At 64.8% G+C, this 15,739-nt stretch carries 12 protein-coding genes; 7 read left to right on the forward strand and 5 right to left on the reverse strand.

Annotated features, from left to right (window positions below; translation table 11 throughout):
* The first annotated feature begins 62 nt into the window (after positions 1 to 62).
* The 4 genes from AC0L4C_RS08585 (at position 63) to AC0L4C_RS08600 (ending at position 4,211) form a co-directional block, all read left to right on the forward strand.
* The gene (locus AC0L4C_RS08585) at positions 63 to 1,613 is read left to right on the forward strand and encodes a UxaA family hydrolase (RefSeq protein WP_473403213.1); all 1,551 of its coding nucleotides are present in this window, start codon (positions 63 to 65) and stop codon (positions 1,611 to 1,613) included.
* 264 nt (positions 1,614 to 1,877) lie between these two features.
* Positions 1,878 to 2,282, forward strand: a complete 405-nt coding sequence (rnk, locus tag AC0L4C_RS08590; protein WP_473403214.1) for a nucleoside diphosphate kinase regulator — start codon at positions 1,878 to 1,880, stop codon at positions 2,280 to 2,282.
* A gap of 169 nt (positions 2,283 to 2,451) precedes the next feature.
* Positions 2,452 to 2,673, forward strand: a complete 222-nt coding sequence (locus AC0L4C_RS08595) for a hypothetical protein (protein ID WP_473403215.1) — start codon at positions 2,452 to 2,454, stop codon at positions 2,671 to 2,673.
* Positions 2,674 to 2,738: 65 nt separating this feature from the next.
* Positions 2,739 to 4,211 (forward strand): NAD-dependent succinate-semialdehyde dehydrogenase, encoded by a 1,473-nt coding sequence (locus tag AC0L4C_RS08600; protein WP_473403216.1) that lies wholly within the window; start codon positions 2,739 to 2,741, stop codon positions 4,209 to 4,211.
* Here AC0L4C_RS08600 and AC0L4C_RS08605 read toward each other — a convergent pair.
* Positions 4,208 to 4,600: a GNAT family N-acetyltransferase gene (locus AC0L4C_RS08605; protein WP_473403217.1), complete on the reverse strand. Its 393-nt coding sequence runs from the start codon at positions 4,598 to 4,600 to the stop codon at positions 4,208 to 4,210. The genes AC0L4C_RS08600 and AC0L4C_RS08605 overlap by 4 nt on opposite strands.
* Before the next feature lie 72 nt (positions 4,601 to 4,672).
* Between AC0L4C_RS08605 and AC0L4C_RS08610 the strand changes: the two genes are divergently transcribed.
* Positions 4,673 to 7,156 carry a heavy metal translocating P-type ATPase gene (locus AC0L4C_RS08610; RefSeq protein ID WP_473403218.1) on the forward strand — a complete coding sequence of 828 codons (2,484 nt, stop codon included), beginning with the start codon at positions 4,673 to 4,675 and terminating at the stop codon, positions 7,154 to 7,156.
* Here the strand turns inward: AC0L4C_RS08610 and ligD are convergent.
* Both ligD and ku read right to left on the reverse strand, forming a co-directional pair.
* Positions 7,153 to 9,717, reverse strand: coding sequence for a DNA ligase D (gene ligD / locus AC0L4C_RS08615; RefSeq protein WP_473403219.1), 2,565 nt, complete (start codon positions 9,715 to 9,717; stop codon positions 7,153 to 7,155). The two genes, AC0L4C_RS08610 and ligD, sit on opposite strands and share 4 nt — an antisense overlap.
* 238 nt (positions 9,718 to 9,955) lie before the next feature.
* Positions 9,956 to 10,852 (reverse strand): non-homologous end joining protein Ku, encoded by an 897-nt coding sequence (gene ku / locus AC0L4C_RS08620; protein WP_473403220.1) that lies wholly within the window; start codon positions 10,850 to 10,852, stop codon positions 9,956 to 9,958.
* Positions 10,853 to 11,006: 154 nt separating this feature from the next.
* Here ku and AC0L4C_RS08625 point away from each other — a divergent pair, with 154 nt between their 5' ends.
* A complete protein-coding gene (locus AC0L4C_RS08625; protein ID WP_473403221.1) occupies positions 11,007 to 12,179 on the forward strand; it encodes an alpha-hydroxy acid oxidase in 1,173 nt (390 codons plus the stop codon).
* A gap of 71 nt (positions 12,180 to 12,250) precedes the next feature.
* Positions 12,251 to 14,359: a catalase gene (gene katE, locus AC0L4C_RS08630; RefSeq protein WP_473403222.1), complete on the forward strand. Its 2,109-nt coding sequence runs from the start codon at positions 12,251 to 12,253 to the stop codon at positions 14,357 to 14,359.
* 33 nt (positions 14,360 to 14,392) lie between these two features.
* On the opposite strand, the gene AC0L4C_RS08635 is transcribed toward katE, so the two are convergent.
* Positions 14,393 to 15,220 (reverse strand): anti-sigma factor family protein, encoded by an 828-nt coding sequence (locus AC0L4C_RS08635; RefSeq protein ID WP_473403223.1) that lies wholly within the window; start codon positions 15,218 to 15,220, stop codon positions 14,393 to 14,395.
* Positions 15,217 to 15,726 (reverse strand): sigma-70 family RNA polymerase sigma factor, encoded by a 510-nt coding sequence (locus AC0L4C_RS08640; protein ID WP_473403224.1) that lies wholly within the window; start codon positions 15,724 to 15,726, stop codon positions 15,217 to 15,219. Before AC0L4C_RS08640 ends, AC0L4C_RS08635 begins: the two co-directional genes overlap by 4 nt.
* Between the last annotated feature and the right edge of the window lie 13 nt (positions 15,727 to 15,739).

Raw genomic sequence — 15,739 nt, forward strand, 5'->3', positions numbered from 1 at the left:
CCCGTTCGCCTGCAACCGATCATCGGCGCCTCGCCAGTTTCCACTGCCTGAAAGTCTCGCAAATGTCCGACGTCATGTCCCGCCCCGCCGCCCGTACTCTTCTGCTCAATGCCCAGGACAATGTTGCCGTGGCGCTCGGCAATCTCGACGTGGGCACCGATACGGCCGAGGGCGTGCGAACCATCAAGCGGGTGCCCAAGGGGCACAAGTTCGCGGTGAGGCCGATCGCGGCCGGCGAGGCCGTGCTCAAGTTCGGGCAGATCATCGGCTTTGCCAAGGAGGCGATCGCGGCCGGCGACTGGGTGCATGAGCACAATTGCGGAATCGGCGAAGAGCACGGCGCCTTCGAGCGCGACTATGCGTTCTGCGAGGGCGTGCTGCCGGTGGACTTCGTGCCCGAAGCGGAGCGGGCGACGTTCCAGGGGTTCCGTCGCGCCAACGGCACGGTGGGGACACGCAATTATATCGGCATCCTGACCTCGGTGAACTGCTCGACAACGGTGGCAGGCTTCATCGCCCGGGAGGTGGAGCGCTCCGGCATTCTCGACGACTATCCGAACATCGACGGCATCGTGGCGCTCAAGCAGGCCAATGGCTGCGTCATCGACTACCGCGGCGTGATCTTCGACACGCTCAAGAAGACCACCTGGGGCTATGCGACGAACCCGAACATGGGCGGCGTCATCATGGTCGGCCTCGGCTGCGAGGGGTTCCAGATTCCGCGGCTCAAGGAAGCCTACGGCGTCACCGAGAACGAGACCTTCCGGACCATGACCATCCAGGAAGTGGGCGGCACGAAAAAGACCGTGGCGGCCGGCGTCGAGGCGGTGAAAGCCATGCTGCCGATCGTCAACCGCGCCAAGCGCGAGACGGTACCGGCATCGGAACTGATGCTGGCGCTGCAGTGCGGCGGTTCGGACGGCTATTCGGGCATCACGGCCAACCCGGCGCTGGGCGTGGCGGCGGACATTCTGGTCCGGCACGGCGGCACGGCGATCCTGTCGGAGACGCCGGAGATCTATGGCGCCGAGCATTTGCTGACGCGGCGCGCCAAGAACCGCCAGGTGGGCGAGAAACTGGTCGAGATCGTCCACTGGTGGGAAGACTACGCGGCCCGCAACAACATGGAAATGAACAACAATCCCTCTCCTGGCAACAAGATGGGCGGGCTGACGACCATTCTGGAGAAGTCGCTGGGCGCGGCGGCCAAGGGCGGCACGACGCCGCTGAACGCCGTCTATCACTATGCCGATCCGGTGACCGAGAAGGGCTTCGTGTTCATGGACACACCGGGCTACGATCCGGTGTCGGCGACCGGGCAGGTGGCTGGCGGCGCCAATATTCTCTGCTTCACCACGGGTCGCGGCTCGGCCTATGGCTGCAAGCCGACACCGTCGATCAAGATCGCCACCAATTCCGACATCTACCACAAGATGATCGACGACATGGATATCGACGGCGGCGACGTGCTGGACGGCAAGTCGCTGGAGCAGAAGGGGCAGGAAATCTTCGAGCACATCCTGCGCGTCGCATCGGGCGAGAAGAGCAAGTCCGAGGAACTCGGCTATGGCGACAACGAGTTCGTGCCGTGGCAGATCGGCGCCACGTTCTGAGCGCTGCCCGACGGCAAAGTTGACATTCCCGCCATGAGGCCTACCTTCAGGGTATGACTTACGGCAAACATTCCATTTCTGATCGCTGCGTGCGGATTTCGTCCGCACCGGGCCAGCAGCCCTAAGTCCGAGCCTCTGCGCCGCTCTGACTTAGGGGCGGGACGGCTTTTCACGTTTTCCACGTGCAGCCGGCGAGGCGCATTTCCAGAGAATTCAATCACCATGCCGCAGCGCCATGTGTCGCGCGGCGCAAGGAGTCACAAGATGACCGCTGCTACTACCGTTTCTGCTCCACCCGCCATCACCCTCGGGGATGCGGATTATCGCCAACTGGTCGAACTGGCCACGGCCAGCCAGGGCACGCCCGCGGCCGAAGCGCTGCTCGACGAGCTCGAGCGCGCCAAGGTCATCGCGGACGACAAGCTGCCGCCGGACGTGGTGCGGATGGGTTCGGGCGTGACGTTCCGTGCTGACGGGGCGGCCGACAAGCATGTCGAACTGGTGTTCCCGGCCGACGCCGATATCGCTTCGGGCAAGATCTCCGTGCTGACCCCGGTCGGCGCGGCGCTGATCGGACTGAGCGGCGGCCAGTCGATCACCTGGCATACGCGTGACGGTCGCGAACAGACGCTGACCGTTCTCGATGTCACGCCGCCGACGGCGCACTGAGTCGGAGCGAAACCATCGCAGCGGGCGCGGGAAACCAGTGTTTTCCCGCGTTGCCGCAAGACCTTGATCCGTCACGCCGTCGTCGTCGCGCCGTCACAAAAGCAGAATCCATCCGCGTTAACACTTGCCGGGTTCACACTCGCCGGGTGCGAGCGATGAGGAGGCGACGATGCAGGACTTGCGAACGACGTCGGGGCAGCGGATCAGCATTGGCTATGACCCGACTGCCAATACCATGATCTTCATGGAAGCTGGCTGGCACGCCGAGATGTTCCGGAGCGGCGATGCCGTCGCGGTGACCAAACTGCAAAGGCCGATCGGCGGCGCCGTGGTGACGCGGCTCCGCGATGCCCGGCGCTTGCGCGGCAATGTCGGGAAGCGCCGTCTCTAGACTGGACTTGCCTTCGGAACGCCACAGGCGCAAACGAGTTTGCCGTGTTTCGAAGGAGTGCCGTCATGACCATTTCCGACGCCCTGCTGGGCAAGCTGAAGGACCGCGACCTGCTTGAGGCGGGTCTGTTTATCGACGGCCAGTGGGTTCATGCCGCCGCAAGCGGCGAGCAGTTCGACGTGACCAATCCTTCGACCGGCGATGTGCTGGCGACGCTCCCCAATGCCGGAACTGCAGAAGCCAGGCGCGCCATCGATGCGGCGCATGCCGCGCAGGCCAGCTGGGCCGCCAAGACCGGCAAGGAACGTGCCGGCATCCTCAGAAAATTCCATGAGCTGACCGTAGCTGCTGCCGATGATCTGGCAGCCATCATGACAGCCGAGCAGGGCAAGCCGCTGGCCGAGGCCAAGGGCGAGGTGCTCTATGGCGCGGCCTATATCGAATGGTTCGGCGAAGAGGCCAAGCGGGTCTATGGCGATACCATCCCCGGGCATCAGGCCGACAAGCGCATCATCATCATCAAGCAGCCGGTCGGGGTGGTCGCAACGATCACGCCGTGGAACTTTCCCAATGCCATGCTGGCCCGCAAGCTGGCGCCGGCGCTGGCGGCGGGCTGCGCCGTGGTCAGCAAGCCGGCGGCAGAAACGCCGCTCTCGGCCATCGCGCTGGCGCGGCTCTCCGAGCGGGCAGGACTGCCCAAAGGGCTGTTCAACCTGCTGCCGTCGACGCATTCGTCCGATCTGGGCAAGGAGTTCTGCGCCAACGACATCGTCAAGAAACTGAGCTTTACCGGCTCGACTGAAGTCGGCCGCATCCTGATGCGGCAGGGGGCGGACCAGGTCAAGCGCCTCAGCCTCGAACTGGGCGGCAATGCGCCGTTCATCGTCTTCGACGACGCCGATCTGGATGCGGCGGTGGACGGCGCGATGGTCAGCAAGTATCGCAATAACGGCCAGACCTGCGTGTGCGCCAACCGCATCTATGTGCAGTCGGGTGTCTATGAGGCGTTCGCCGAAAAGCTGCAGGTTGCGGTGACCAAGCTGAAAGTGGGCGACGGCTTCGAGCCGGGCGTGACCACCGGGCCGCTGATCGACAGCAAGGCCGTCGACAAGGTGCAGCGGCACCTCGCCGATGCGACCAGCAAGGGCGGGCGGGTACTGACCGGCGGCAAGCCGATGCAGGGCCTTTTCTTCGAACCGACGATCATCGCAGACGCTACGCCCGACATGCTGCTGGCGCGAGAGGAAACGTTCGGGCCGGTGGCGCCGCTCTTCCGGTTCGAGACGGTGGAAGAGGTGATCGAGCTCGCCAACGCCACCGAGTTCGGTCTGGCGAGCTATTTCTACGCCAGGGATCTCAGCCGGGTGTTCAAGGTGGCCGAGGCGCTCGACTATGGCATGGTCGGTATCAATACCGGGCTGATCTCGACCGAAGTGGCGCCGTTCGGCGGCGTCAAGCAATCGGGTCACGGCCGCGAAGGCTCGAAATACGGCATCGAGGACTATCTCGATATCAAGTATCTCTGCCTGAGTATTTAGAGCCTGAGCAGCCCCGCCGCCGTCGCGCGAAAGCCGCATGCCTTGTAGAACGTGTCGAGATGCGGCTCGTAGTCGACGTGGAGCCACGTCGCGCCGCGTTCGCGGGCGAGGTCGATGGCGTGACGCACCAGGGTTGAGCCGATGCCGCCGTGGCGGTGGCGTGGATCGACCATGGGGTCGAGCAGGAAGGCGTGACTGCCGCCATCCCAGGCGATGTTGACGTAGCCCACGAGGTTTTCGCCATCATAGGCGCCGAGGTGCCCGAGACTGCGCTTGAGTATCTTGCCCAGGTCGCCGGTCCACTCGGCGTCCCAGGCGTCTCGCCAGAGCGCTGCAAAATGCGCCTCGGTGGGGTGGGGATCGACACGGATTTCGACATTGTCGTTCATTGGATCCTCAGGGTCTTGACCTTCCCACGATGGGAAGCCCTATCTCGGCCTGCATCAGAAGGACCAACGCAGATGCATGATCATACCAACTCCCTGCCGATTGCCACCAAGGATCCCGTGTGCGGGATGGATGTAGACATGGCGACGGCCACGCACCGGACGACGCACCGGGAGCGCGAGTTCGGCTTTTGCAGCGCCGGCTGCAAGAGCAAGTTCGAGGCAGCGCCGGAGACATATGTCACGGCAACCGATCTGGTCTGCGGCATGCAGGTGGACCGGGCGACTGCCAAGCATATGCTCAAGCACGAGGGCACGCGCTATTATTTCTGCAGCGCCGGCTGCAAGGACAAGTTCGAAGCGGCGCCGGAGACCTATGCCGGCTCGGCACCACATGCGCCGCATCAGCACGGCAGCAGCACGCCAGCGCCCAAGGGCACCAAGTATACCTGCCCGATGCATCCCGAGATCGTCTCGGACAAGCCGGGCGACTGCCCGATCTGCGGCATGGCGCTGGAGCCGATGGTGGCAAGCCTCGACGACGGCCCGAACCCGGAACTGGTGGATTTCACGCGCCGGTTCTGGATCAGCGCCGCGCTGAGCCTGCCGCTGCTGGTGATCGGCATGGGCGACATGGTCGGCCTGCCGGTGCGGACGTGGATCGGCCAGCCGCTGGCCGGCTGGGTTGAACTGGCGCTGGCCACACCCGTGGTGCTGTGGGCGGCGTTCCCGTTCTTCCGGCGGTGCTGGAACTCGCTGCGCAATCGTTCGCCGAACATGTGGACGCTGATCGGGCTGGGGGTCGGCGCATCCTACATCTTCTCGGTGCTGGCCGTGCTCGTACCGGGGATTTTCCCGATGGCGCTGGGCGACATGAGCAGCATGGAGGAGGGGCCGCCGGTCTATTTCGAGGCCGCTGCCGTCATCGTGACGCTGGTGTTCCTGGGGCAGGTGCTGGAACTGCGGGCGCGGGAAGCGACGGGCAAGGCGGTCAAGGCGCTGCTCAACCTGGCGCCGAAGACGGCGTTCAGGGTCTGGCAGGGCAAGGATGTCGAAGTGCCGGTCGAGGACATCCAGCGCGGCGACTGGCTGCGGGTGCGCCCCGGCGACGCGGTGCCGGTGGACGGCATCGTGGTCGAGGGCGAGAGCTATGTCGACGAGAGCATGCTGACCGGCGAGCCGGTGCCGCTGCGCAAGGGCGTCGATGATCCGGTGACGGGCGGCACGCTCAATGGCGAGGGCGGCTTTATCATGAAGGCCGAGCGGGTGGGGTCGGAGACGCGGCTGAGCCAGATCGTCGAGCTGGTCGGCAAGGCGCAGCGCAGTCGCGCGCCGATCCAGGATCTTGCCGACAAGGTGGCCGCCTGGTTCGTGCCGGCGGTGGTGGCGATCGCCGCCGTGGCCTTTGTCGGCTGGTGGATCGTCGGGCCGGAGCCGCAGCTGCCTTACGCGCTGATCGCGGCGATCTCGGTGCTGATCATTGCCTGCCCCTGTGCGCTGGGACTGGCCACGCCGATGTCGGTGATGGTGGCGACCGGACGGGGCGCGCGCGACGGCGTGCTGGTCAAGGATGCCAAGGCGCTGGAGGGTTTTTCACGGGTCAACGTGATCGTCGTCGACAAGACCGGTACGCTGACCGAAGGCCGGCCGGTGCTGGGCGAGGTGATCCCGGTCAAGGGTGTCGACGAGGGCTTCGTGCTTGCCGTCGCGGCGGCACTGGAGAGGGGCTCGGCGCACCCGATCGCGCATGCGATCAAGACCGGTGCCGAGGCGCGCAACGCGCGGAGCTACGACGTCGCCGGCTTCAACTCGGTGACGGGGCAGGGGGTTACCGGAGACGTGGCGGACAAGGCCGCTGGCCTGGGCAATCTCAAGCTGATGCAGTCGATGGGCGTCGAGTTGAGCGACGGGCTTGCCGATCTTGCCACGCAGCAGGCTGCCAAGGGGCGCACGGCGATCTTTGTGGCGCATGACGGGCGAGCCATCGGGCTGGTGATGGTCAGCGATCCGATCAAGGCGAATGCCAAAGCCGCCATTGCGGCGCTCGAGGACGAAGGGGTCGACGTCATCATGGCGACCGGCGATGCGGCCGGGACGGCGGAGGCCGTGGGGCGCGAGCTCGGGCTCAGGACGGTCAAGGCGGCGATGTCGCCCGAAGACAAGCACGATCTCGTCATGTCGCTCAAGCAGCAGGGCAAGGTGGTGGCGTTCGCCGGTGACGGCGTCAACGACGCGCCGGGTCTGGCTGCGGCCGATGTCGGCATCGCCATGGGGACGGGCGCCGATGTCGCCATCGAAAGCGCCGGCATCACGCTGCTGAAGGGTGATCTGGCCGGTGTGCTGAAGGCGCGCAAGCTGGCGCATGGGGCGCTGCGCAACATCAAGCAGAACCTGGCGCTGGCGTTCGGCTACAATGCGCTCTGCATTCCCGTGGCCGCCGGTGTGCTCTATCCGCTGACCGGCTGGCTGCTGTCGCCGATGCTGGCCGCCGCCGCGATGTCGCTGAGTTCGGTCAGCGTCATCGGCAATGCGCTGCGGCTCAACAGCCTGAAGCTCTAGCCGGCGGCGAGCTGCTTGATCATCGCCTTGGTGATCGACTGGCTGAGGTCGAAATAGTCGGGCCAGGGGTCTTTGTCCCGGGCCCGTTCGGCCGCCGCGCCGAGCGTGAAGGCGTTGGCGCTCGCGAGCGTCTCGACTTCGTCCCAGCCGATGGGGACGGCACAGGGGGCGCCCTCGCGGCTACGGGTGGAGAAGGGCGCGATGGCGGTCGAGCCGCGCTCGTTGCGCAGATAGTCGATGAACATGCGGCCCTTGCGGCTGGCCTTGCGGATATTGGCGGTGAAGCGATCGGGCTCGTCGGCGGCGAGGCGCTCGGCAAAGCTCTTGCAGAAGTCCTTGACGTCGGGCCATTCGAGCGTGCGGCGGATCGGCGCGATGACATGAATGCCCTTGCCGCCGGTCACCATGGCGAAGGTCTGCAGACCGAGATCGGCCAGCCGGTCACGGATGTCGCGGGCGGCGGTGCGGACATCGGTGAAGGCGAGGCCTTCGTCGGGATCGATGTCGAAGATGATGCGGTCGGGCTTTTCGACGTTGTCGATATGGCTGCCCCAGATGTGAAACTCGAGGCTGTTCATCTGCACGCCGGCAACGAGACCATCGAGGCCGTCGATATACATGTAGTCCTCGGTGCCACCGTCCTTTTCGGTGATGGGGATGTCCTTGAACTGCGGCGGGAAACCGCCTGAGGCGTGCTTTTGAAAGAAGCAGGCCTTGGCGCGGCCCTGCGGACAGCGCACGAGGCTGAGGGGGCGCCTGACGATGTGCGGCAGCATGCGTTCGGCAACCGCCTCGTAATAGGCGACGATCTCGGCCTTGGTGACGCCCTGGCCGGGGAACACCACGCGCTCGGGATGGGTGAGCCGGACGCCGAGCTTTTCGGCAGCAGCAATTCCCATGTCGTCGGAAAAGCTCATGGTGCTCGGTCCAGATTTCGACGCAGCCGGTGCCTTGGCGGGCGCCTCAATATGCACCTTGCCGGACGGTTTGTCTTCGCGGAGCCCGATGAAGGAAGGGTGGCGGAGGATCCCGTCCGGCGTCATTTCGGTGTAGGCGATCTCGCCCACCAGCTCGGGCTCGATCCAGTTGGCATCGCGCCTGATGTCGCGGGGCACTGCGTCGAAGGCGGCGGTCCGTCGGGCCCGCGCATCGAGCGCCTGTTGCAGCGCCGCAGCGGACTCCTGGTTGAAGCCGGTGCCGACGCGGCCGCGATAGATCAGCTTGCCGCCCTCGTAGCTGCCCAGCAGCAACGAGGCGAAGGTCTTCTTGCGGCTGGAGGGCCGCCAACCGCCGATGACGAATTCCTGGCGGTGCAGGCACTTGATCTTGAGCCAGGTGCGGCTGCGATCGTGCTCATAGGGGCTGTCGGCGCGCTTGGCGATGACGCCCTCGTGGCCGCCTTCGCACATGGCGGCAAAGACTTTTTCGCCGCTGCCGCGCACGTGTTCGGAGTATTGCATCTCGGCGTCGCCCTCCACCTTGCCGAGAAGCTTCTTGAGCTTCTCCTTGCGCTCGGTGAGCGGCAGGCGTTCGAGGCTTTCGCCGTCCAGTTCAAGCAGGTCGAAAGCAAAGTAGACCAGCGGTCCGCCCGATGAGAGCGCTGCCTTGAGGGCCGAGAAATCTGTGCGGCCATCGGTGAACGAGCAGATCTCGCCATCGATCAGGGCCGAGCCGGGGGTGAGCTTGGACAGCGGTTCGACCAGCCGCCCGAACTGGGTGGTCCAGTCGTTGCCATTGCGGGTGTACAGGCGCACCTCCTTGCCAGCGATGGCGGCGAGGCAGCGGTAGCCGTCATATTTCATCTCGAACAGCCAGTCGCGACCGGCCGGCACTTCATCGACCAGAGTGGCGAGCTGGGGCTCCCGAAACTCGGGTAGAGCGACGGCCTTGCCACCGGTCCACACACTGGAGTTGGCGTTGGCGGTCGACCTGCGTCCGGATGCTGCCTTGCCGGCAGGTTTTCGCGGCTTGTTGCCCTTGGCGATGCCGTCGAGGTCGCGTCCGGTCTGGATGCTGGTGGTGAATTTATCCACCAGCGCGTCGGTTTCGGTGGCGTAACGGTCCTTGTGCTTGATCAGCAGCCAGTTCTCGCGCGGTCCATGCCTGGTCTTCTGGTCGCGGCCCTTCATGTGGACCAGCACCCAGGACCCCTTCATACGCTTGCCCTTGAGCACGAACTTGAGATCGCCGTTCTCCAGTCCCTCATGCGGGTCGCCGACTGGTTCCCACGTCCCTTCGTCCCAGAGCATCACGGTGCCACCGCCATACTCGCCCTCGGGGATGGTGCCTTCGAAGCTGCCATAGTCGAGCGGGTGGTCCTCGACGCGCACGGCGAGGCGCTTGTCGGCCGGGTTGGTTGACGGCCCCCTGGTGACGGCCCAGCTCTTGAGGACGCCATCGAGTTCAAGGCGGAAATCATAGTGCAGGCGCGTCGCGTCATGCTTCTGTACGACAAAGCGACCGCCGGTGGCGGCGGATGTGCCGATTTCGCCGGCAGGCTCGGAGGTCTTTGCGAAGTCGCGCCTGGACTTGTAGTCCTTGAGGAGGTCAGCGGGTTTCATGATGACTGGCGCGTGGCGTTGGCCGCCGCCTCCCCAGCCCTCCCCACGGAGGGGGAGGGTGTCTGCCGGTGTGTCGAGCAGGTCTGAGCGATGAACGCGATGAGCTCCCCTCCCCGTCGAGGGGAGGGGCTGGGGGTGGGGGCCCATCTGTGGAGGACTGCGCTACCCCCTCCCTCGATCCCTCCCCTCAAGGGGGAGGGAGGCCGGAGAGGCCGGATGGCTGAACAGAAGGAAAGCATCAGCTCGCCTTCTTTCGCGTGGCCGGTTTTTTTGCCGCGGGCTTCTTCGCTGCAGGTTTGGATTTGGCCGGCGCCTTGGCCGCTGTCTTCCCCGAGCTGCCGGTTTCGAGGCTCTTTTTCAGCGCCGCCATGAGGTCCACGACGTTGTCACCGCGCGATGTGCTGGAGCGCTCCTCGACGTCGGTGGCGACGCTCTTGCCCTTGGATTTGAGCTTGCGGGCGATGAGTTCGCGCAGGGCGGCCTGATAGTGATCCTTGAAGGCGGTGACGTCGAACTTGGCGGTCTTTTTCTCGATCAGCGCGGTGGCGACGTCGAGCAGGTCGGGGTCGCTGCTCTTGGCCGGGATGTCGGAGAAGAAGCTGTCGGACTTCTTGATCTCCTCGCCATAGTGCAGCGTCTCGAGCAGGATGCCCTTGCCGCAGGGGCGGATGGCAACGAGGTTTTCCTTGCCGCGCAGCGCGAGCTGGCCGAGGCCGATCTTTTTGGTCTGGCGCAGGGCATCGCGGATGACGCGGAACGCGTCCTCGGCGAGGTCGTCGGCGGGCGCGAGGAAATAGGGCGTGTCGAAATACATCGGCGGTATTTCCCCTTCCTCGACGAACTGCACCAGCTCAAGCGTCTTGCGGGTATCGAGCTTGACCGCATCGATCTCGTCGTCGGTCAGCAGGACATAGTCGCCCTTTTCGTACTCGAAGCCCTTGCGGATATCGTCCTTGTCGATGGCGCCGATACCATCGACGACCTTTTCGTAGTGGATCGGCTTGCCGCTGGGCTCGTGGATCTGGCGGAAGCTGGGTTTGGCGCCGGACCGCGTGGCGGTGAACATTTCCACGGCGATCGAAACCAGCGACAGGCGGAGCTGGCCTTTCCAGATGGGGCGGGTGCCGGCAGGCATGTCAAAAACCTCGCGCTTGGGTCGGGCGTACGGTGATTGAACGCGGGCGAAAGGGACTCGGTTGCCGGTGCAGCGGCGATGGCGCCTAACGTCGGATTGACCACTGACATGTCAGGTGACTAGAACAGCCGCAATTGCACGCCCGGGGGCCCGAATGCCTAACCTAGACAAGTACCTGACCATCGATGACCTGATGAAGGCGGCGCGCCGGCGCGTCCCCAAGATGTTCTTCGACTATGCGGATTCGGGCTCCTATACCGAGCAGACCTACCGCGAGAACACCTCGGACTTCGAAAAGATCAAGTTGCGCCAGCGCGTGGCGGTGAACCTCGAAAATCGCAACCTGGCAACGACCATGCTGGGCCATGAGGTGTCGATGCCGGTAGCGATCGCGCCGGTCGGCTCCACCGGGATGCAAAGCGCCAATGGCGAGATCAAGGCGGCGCGCGCGGCCGAGCGGGTCGGCATCCCGTTCACGCTGTCGACGATGAGCATCTGCTCGATCGAGCATGTGGCGGAAGGCACCACCAAGCCGTTCTGGTTCCAGCTCTACGTGATGAAGGACCGGGCGTTCATCGAGCGACTGATCGACCGGGCCAAGGCGGCCAAGTGTTCGGTACTGGTGCTGACGATGGATCTGCAGATCCTCGGGCAACGCCACAAGGATATCCGCAACGGGCTGCGGGCGCCGCCGCCGATCACGCCCAAATTCCTGTTCGAGCTGGCGATGAAGCCGGCCTGGGCGTTCGGCATGCTGAAGTCCAAGAGCTACACGTTCGGCAATATCCAGGGGCATGTGAGTGACGCGATCGACCTGGCATCGCTGAGCAAATGGACGGGCACGCAGTTCGACCTGACGCTCAACTGGAAGGATATCGGCTGGATCAAGGACCGCTTTGGCGGACCGGTGGTGGTCAAGGGCATTCTCGACCCCGAAGACGCGCAGCTGGCGGTCGAGCACGGTGCCGACGGCATCATCGTTTCCAATCACGGCGGGCGCCAGCTCGACGGTGCACCCTCGAGCATCCGCGTGCTGCCCGAGATAGTCGACGCCGTGGGACACAAGACCGAAGTGCTGATGGACTCGGGCATCCGCTCGGGCCAGGACGTGATCAAGGCGCTGGCGCTGGGCGCCAAGGGGACGTTTGTGGGCCGGGCGATGAACTACGGGCTGGGTGCGGGCGGTGAAGAGGGCGTGATGCGGGCGCTCGAGATCATCCGCAAGGAGCTCGATACCACCATGTCGCTGATGGGCGAGCGCGACATTCGCAATGTCGGTCTCAAGAACATCTATTCGAACGATCTGCTGAAGCGGCAGGGTTATTGATCGAAGGAACGATCGGCCATTAGCTGGCTTGTTGCCTGAGGCCCGCACGGTGCGGGCAGCAGGGAACAAGAATGGCCAAATCCAGCAAGACGAGCGCGACGACCGCGCAGTACGGTGAGCAGCAGATCCGGCAGGGCAATGGCGGGGAGACCCACCAGACCGCCGAGGACGGCTACGATATCCTGACCACGCAACACGGTATCCCGGTTGCCGACGACCAGAATTCTCTCAAGCAGGGTGCGCGTGGCCCGACCCTGCTCGAGGACGCGCATTTTCGCGAGAAGATCTTTCATTTCGACCACGAACGCATTCCGGAACGCGTGGTGCATGCGCGCGGCTATGGCGCACACGGTTTTTTCGAGACCTACGAGCCGATCCCGGAATTGACCCGCGCCGACCTGTTCCAGCGCAAGGGCGAGAAGACGCCGGTGTTTGTCCGGTTCTCGACCGTCGCCGGCAACAAGGGATCGTTCGACCTCGCCCGCGACGTGCGCGGCTTTGCGGTCAAGTTCTACACGCAGGAAGGCAACTGGGACCTCGTCGGCAACAATATCCCGGTGTTCTTCATCCAGGATGCAATCAAGTTTCCCGATGTGATCCACTCGGTGAAAGCAGAGCCGGATCGCGACTTTCCGCAGGCGCAGAGCGCGCACGACAATTTCTGGGACTTCATCTCGCTGACCCCGGAAGCCATGCACATGATCATGTGGGTGATGTCGGACCGCGCCATCCCCCGCTCCTTCCGGTTCATGGAAGGGTTCGGGGTTCACACGTTCCGGCTGGTCAATGCCAAGGGCAAGTCGACCTTCGTCAAGTTTCACTGGAAGCCCAAGCTGGGACTGCAGTCGGTGGTGTGGAACGAGGCGGTCAAGATCAATGGCGCCGATCCGGACTTTCACCGGCGCGACCTGTGGTCGGCCATCCAGGCCGGGGACTTTCCCGAGTGGGAACTCTGCCTGCAGACCTTCGACGAGAAGTTCACCGAGCAGTTCGACTTCGACGTGCTCGATCCCACCAAGCTGATCCCGGAGGAAATCCTGCCGGCCAAGCCGGTGGGGCGCATGGTGCTCGATCGGATGCCGGACAATTTCTTTGCCGAGACCGAGCAGGTGGCGTTCATGACGCACAACATCGTGCCCGGCATCGACTTCTCCAACGATCCGTTGCTGCAAGGACGGAATTTCTCCTATCTCGATACCCAGCTGAAGCGGCTGGGCGGGCCGAACTTCACCCATCTGCCGATCAACGCGCCGAAATGTCCGTTCCACCATTTCCAGCAGGATGGACACATGGCGATGCACAATCCGGTCGGGCGGGCCAATTACGAGCCGAACTCGTGGGGAACCGAGATCGGCGGACCGCGAGAGACGGCCAAGGGCTTCACCTCGGTCCTGGAAGACGCGGACGGACCCAAGCAGCGGGTGCGGCCGGAGAGCTTTGCCGACCACTACAGCCAGGCCCGGCAGTTCTATCGCAGCCAGACGCTGGTGGAGCAGCGCCATATCGGCGAGGCCATCACCTTCGAGCTGAGCAAGGTGGAAATGCCGGCCATCCGGATCCGCATCGTCGCGCATCTGCTCAATATCGATGAGGATCTGGCGCAGACGGTGGCCGACGGCATCGGGCTCAAGGAACTGCCCAAGCCGGCGACGGCGGCAGTGACGCCGCGCGACGACCTCGCCGTCTCGGATGCGCTGAGCATCCTCAAGAACCCGCCGGCTACCTTCAAGGGGCGCAAGCTCGGGGTGCTGGTGACGGATGGCGTTGATGCCGACCTGCTGGACGCGCTCAAGGCGGAGGTCGATGCGCAGGGCGCCATGATGGAACTGATTGCACCGACCGTCGGCGGCGTGACGGCCAGCGATGGCACACTGCTGGCCGCACATCATCAGGTCGATGGTGGTCCATCAGTGCTGTTCGACGCCGTGGCTGTCCTGCCGGGCGACGAGGGTATCCTCGGACTACTCAAGCTGCCGCCGGCGCGGGACTTCGTCTCGGATGCCTATGCGCATTACAAGTTCGTGGGGTTCAGCCAACCGGCGATGAAACTCTTTGCCAAGGTGGGCCTGCCGGAGGATCTCGACGATGGCTTCCTGACCCTCGACAGCGCAGAGGACGTTCCAGCCTTCCTCGCCGCCTGCGCCGAGCTGCGCTTCTGGGACCGGCCTGACGGAGCCTGACCCATCAGTCGCCGGCTTCGGCCGGCGGCCAGCTCACCCGCCGCGACGATAGTTGTCCGGGGTGCCGTCCGGGCGGCGGGTCAGTTGCTGGTAGACCTTCTTGGCCACCGTCTGCATCTCTGCCTCCGGCAGGTCGCCGACCACGGTGCAGGTGATCCTGTCGTTGGACCAGTAGAAGGCGTCCAGCGCAGAGCGGGTGGTGAACTCGGCGGCGGTGGCCCGGTCCGGCAGCGCCGAGGTGACATAGACGGTGACGCGGTCGAGCGCCGCATTCTCGTACATCAATTGCGCTGCCGGGCTGGTCGCCGCGTTTTCGGATGGCGGCAGCAGCCGGCCGCCGACCAGGACAAAGCCCTCGGCCGACAGATCGGGGGGCGTCACCGGCTGGGTGACACGGTTGGAGAGCCAGCTGACAAGGTGATCGCGGTCGGTCGCGGCGACCTCGACGGCGTGGCGGTTTTCCTTGACGTAGAGGCTGTGCGCAGTGACGGCGCTGCTGATCAGCGCGTCGCTGGCTGCCTCGGTGGGGGTGACGATGTCGCGCCCGGCCCAGCCGATGGCGCCGCCCAGGGCGACCAGAACCATTGCGGCCGCCACCTGCGACCAGCGGAAATTGGAGTTGGCGGCGCTGCCGCGCGCGATGGCGTCCGGGCGCAGGCGTGCCGGCACGGGTTCATTGCCAACAGGCGCGAACAGCGCTTCGAGCGCTTCGTTCTGGCGCTGCCAGGTGGCGACTTCGGCGGCCTTGTCGGGATGGACCGCGAGGTAGGCGTCGATGCGGGCACGATCCTCGGGCGTCAGCTGGCCGTCGACATAGGCGAGCAGATCGGTGTCGGTAACCTCTCTTTCCATCTCGCTCATTTGACGGTCCTCAATCTGGGTTCCTCAGCAGCGCCGGTCAGCTGGCGCAGGGCGGAACGGGCACGGTGCAGCCGAGACATCAGTGTTCCGGCCGGAATTTCAAGGATTTTCGCGGCCTGCTGGTAGCTCACGCCTTCGAGAACGATCAACAGCAGCGCCTCGCGCTGCTCGTCGGGCAATTGATCGATGGCGCGCGACATTTCGCTCAGGTCGATGCGGCCGGGTTGCGGCGCCGGGATCGAGGGCTCGATGAGCAGCGTATCGATCGGCACGTGATCACCGCGGCGGCGGGTTTGGCGCAGGCTGTTGCGGAAGAGGTTGAGCAGCATGCGGTAGAGCCAGGCCTGCAGCGGCCCTGTCGGCTGGAACAGGCCACGCTTGCGCAGGGCCCGTTCAATGCAGTCCTGGACGAGATCGTCGGCCCGGTCGACATCCCGGGTCAGGGCGCGCGCATAGCGCCGCAGAGCCGGGATGCAGGCTTCGATCTCGTCCAGGAAATTGGTCAAGTCAGTACGATCT

This window comes from Devosia sp. J20-27, from assembly GCF_055808595.1.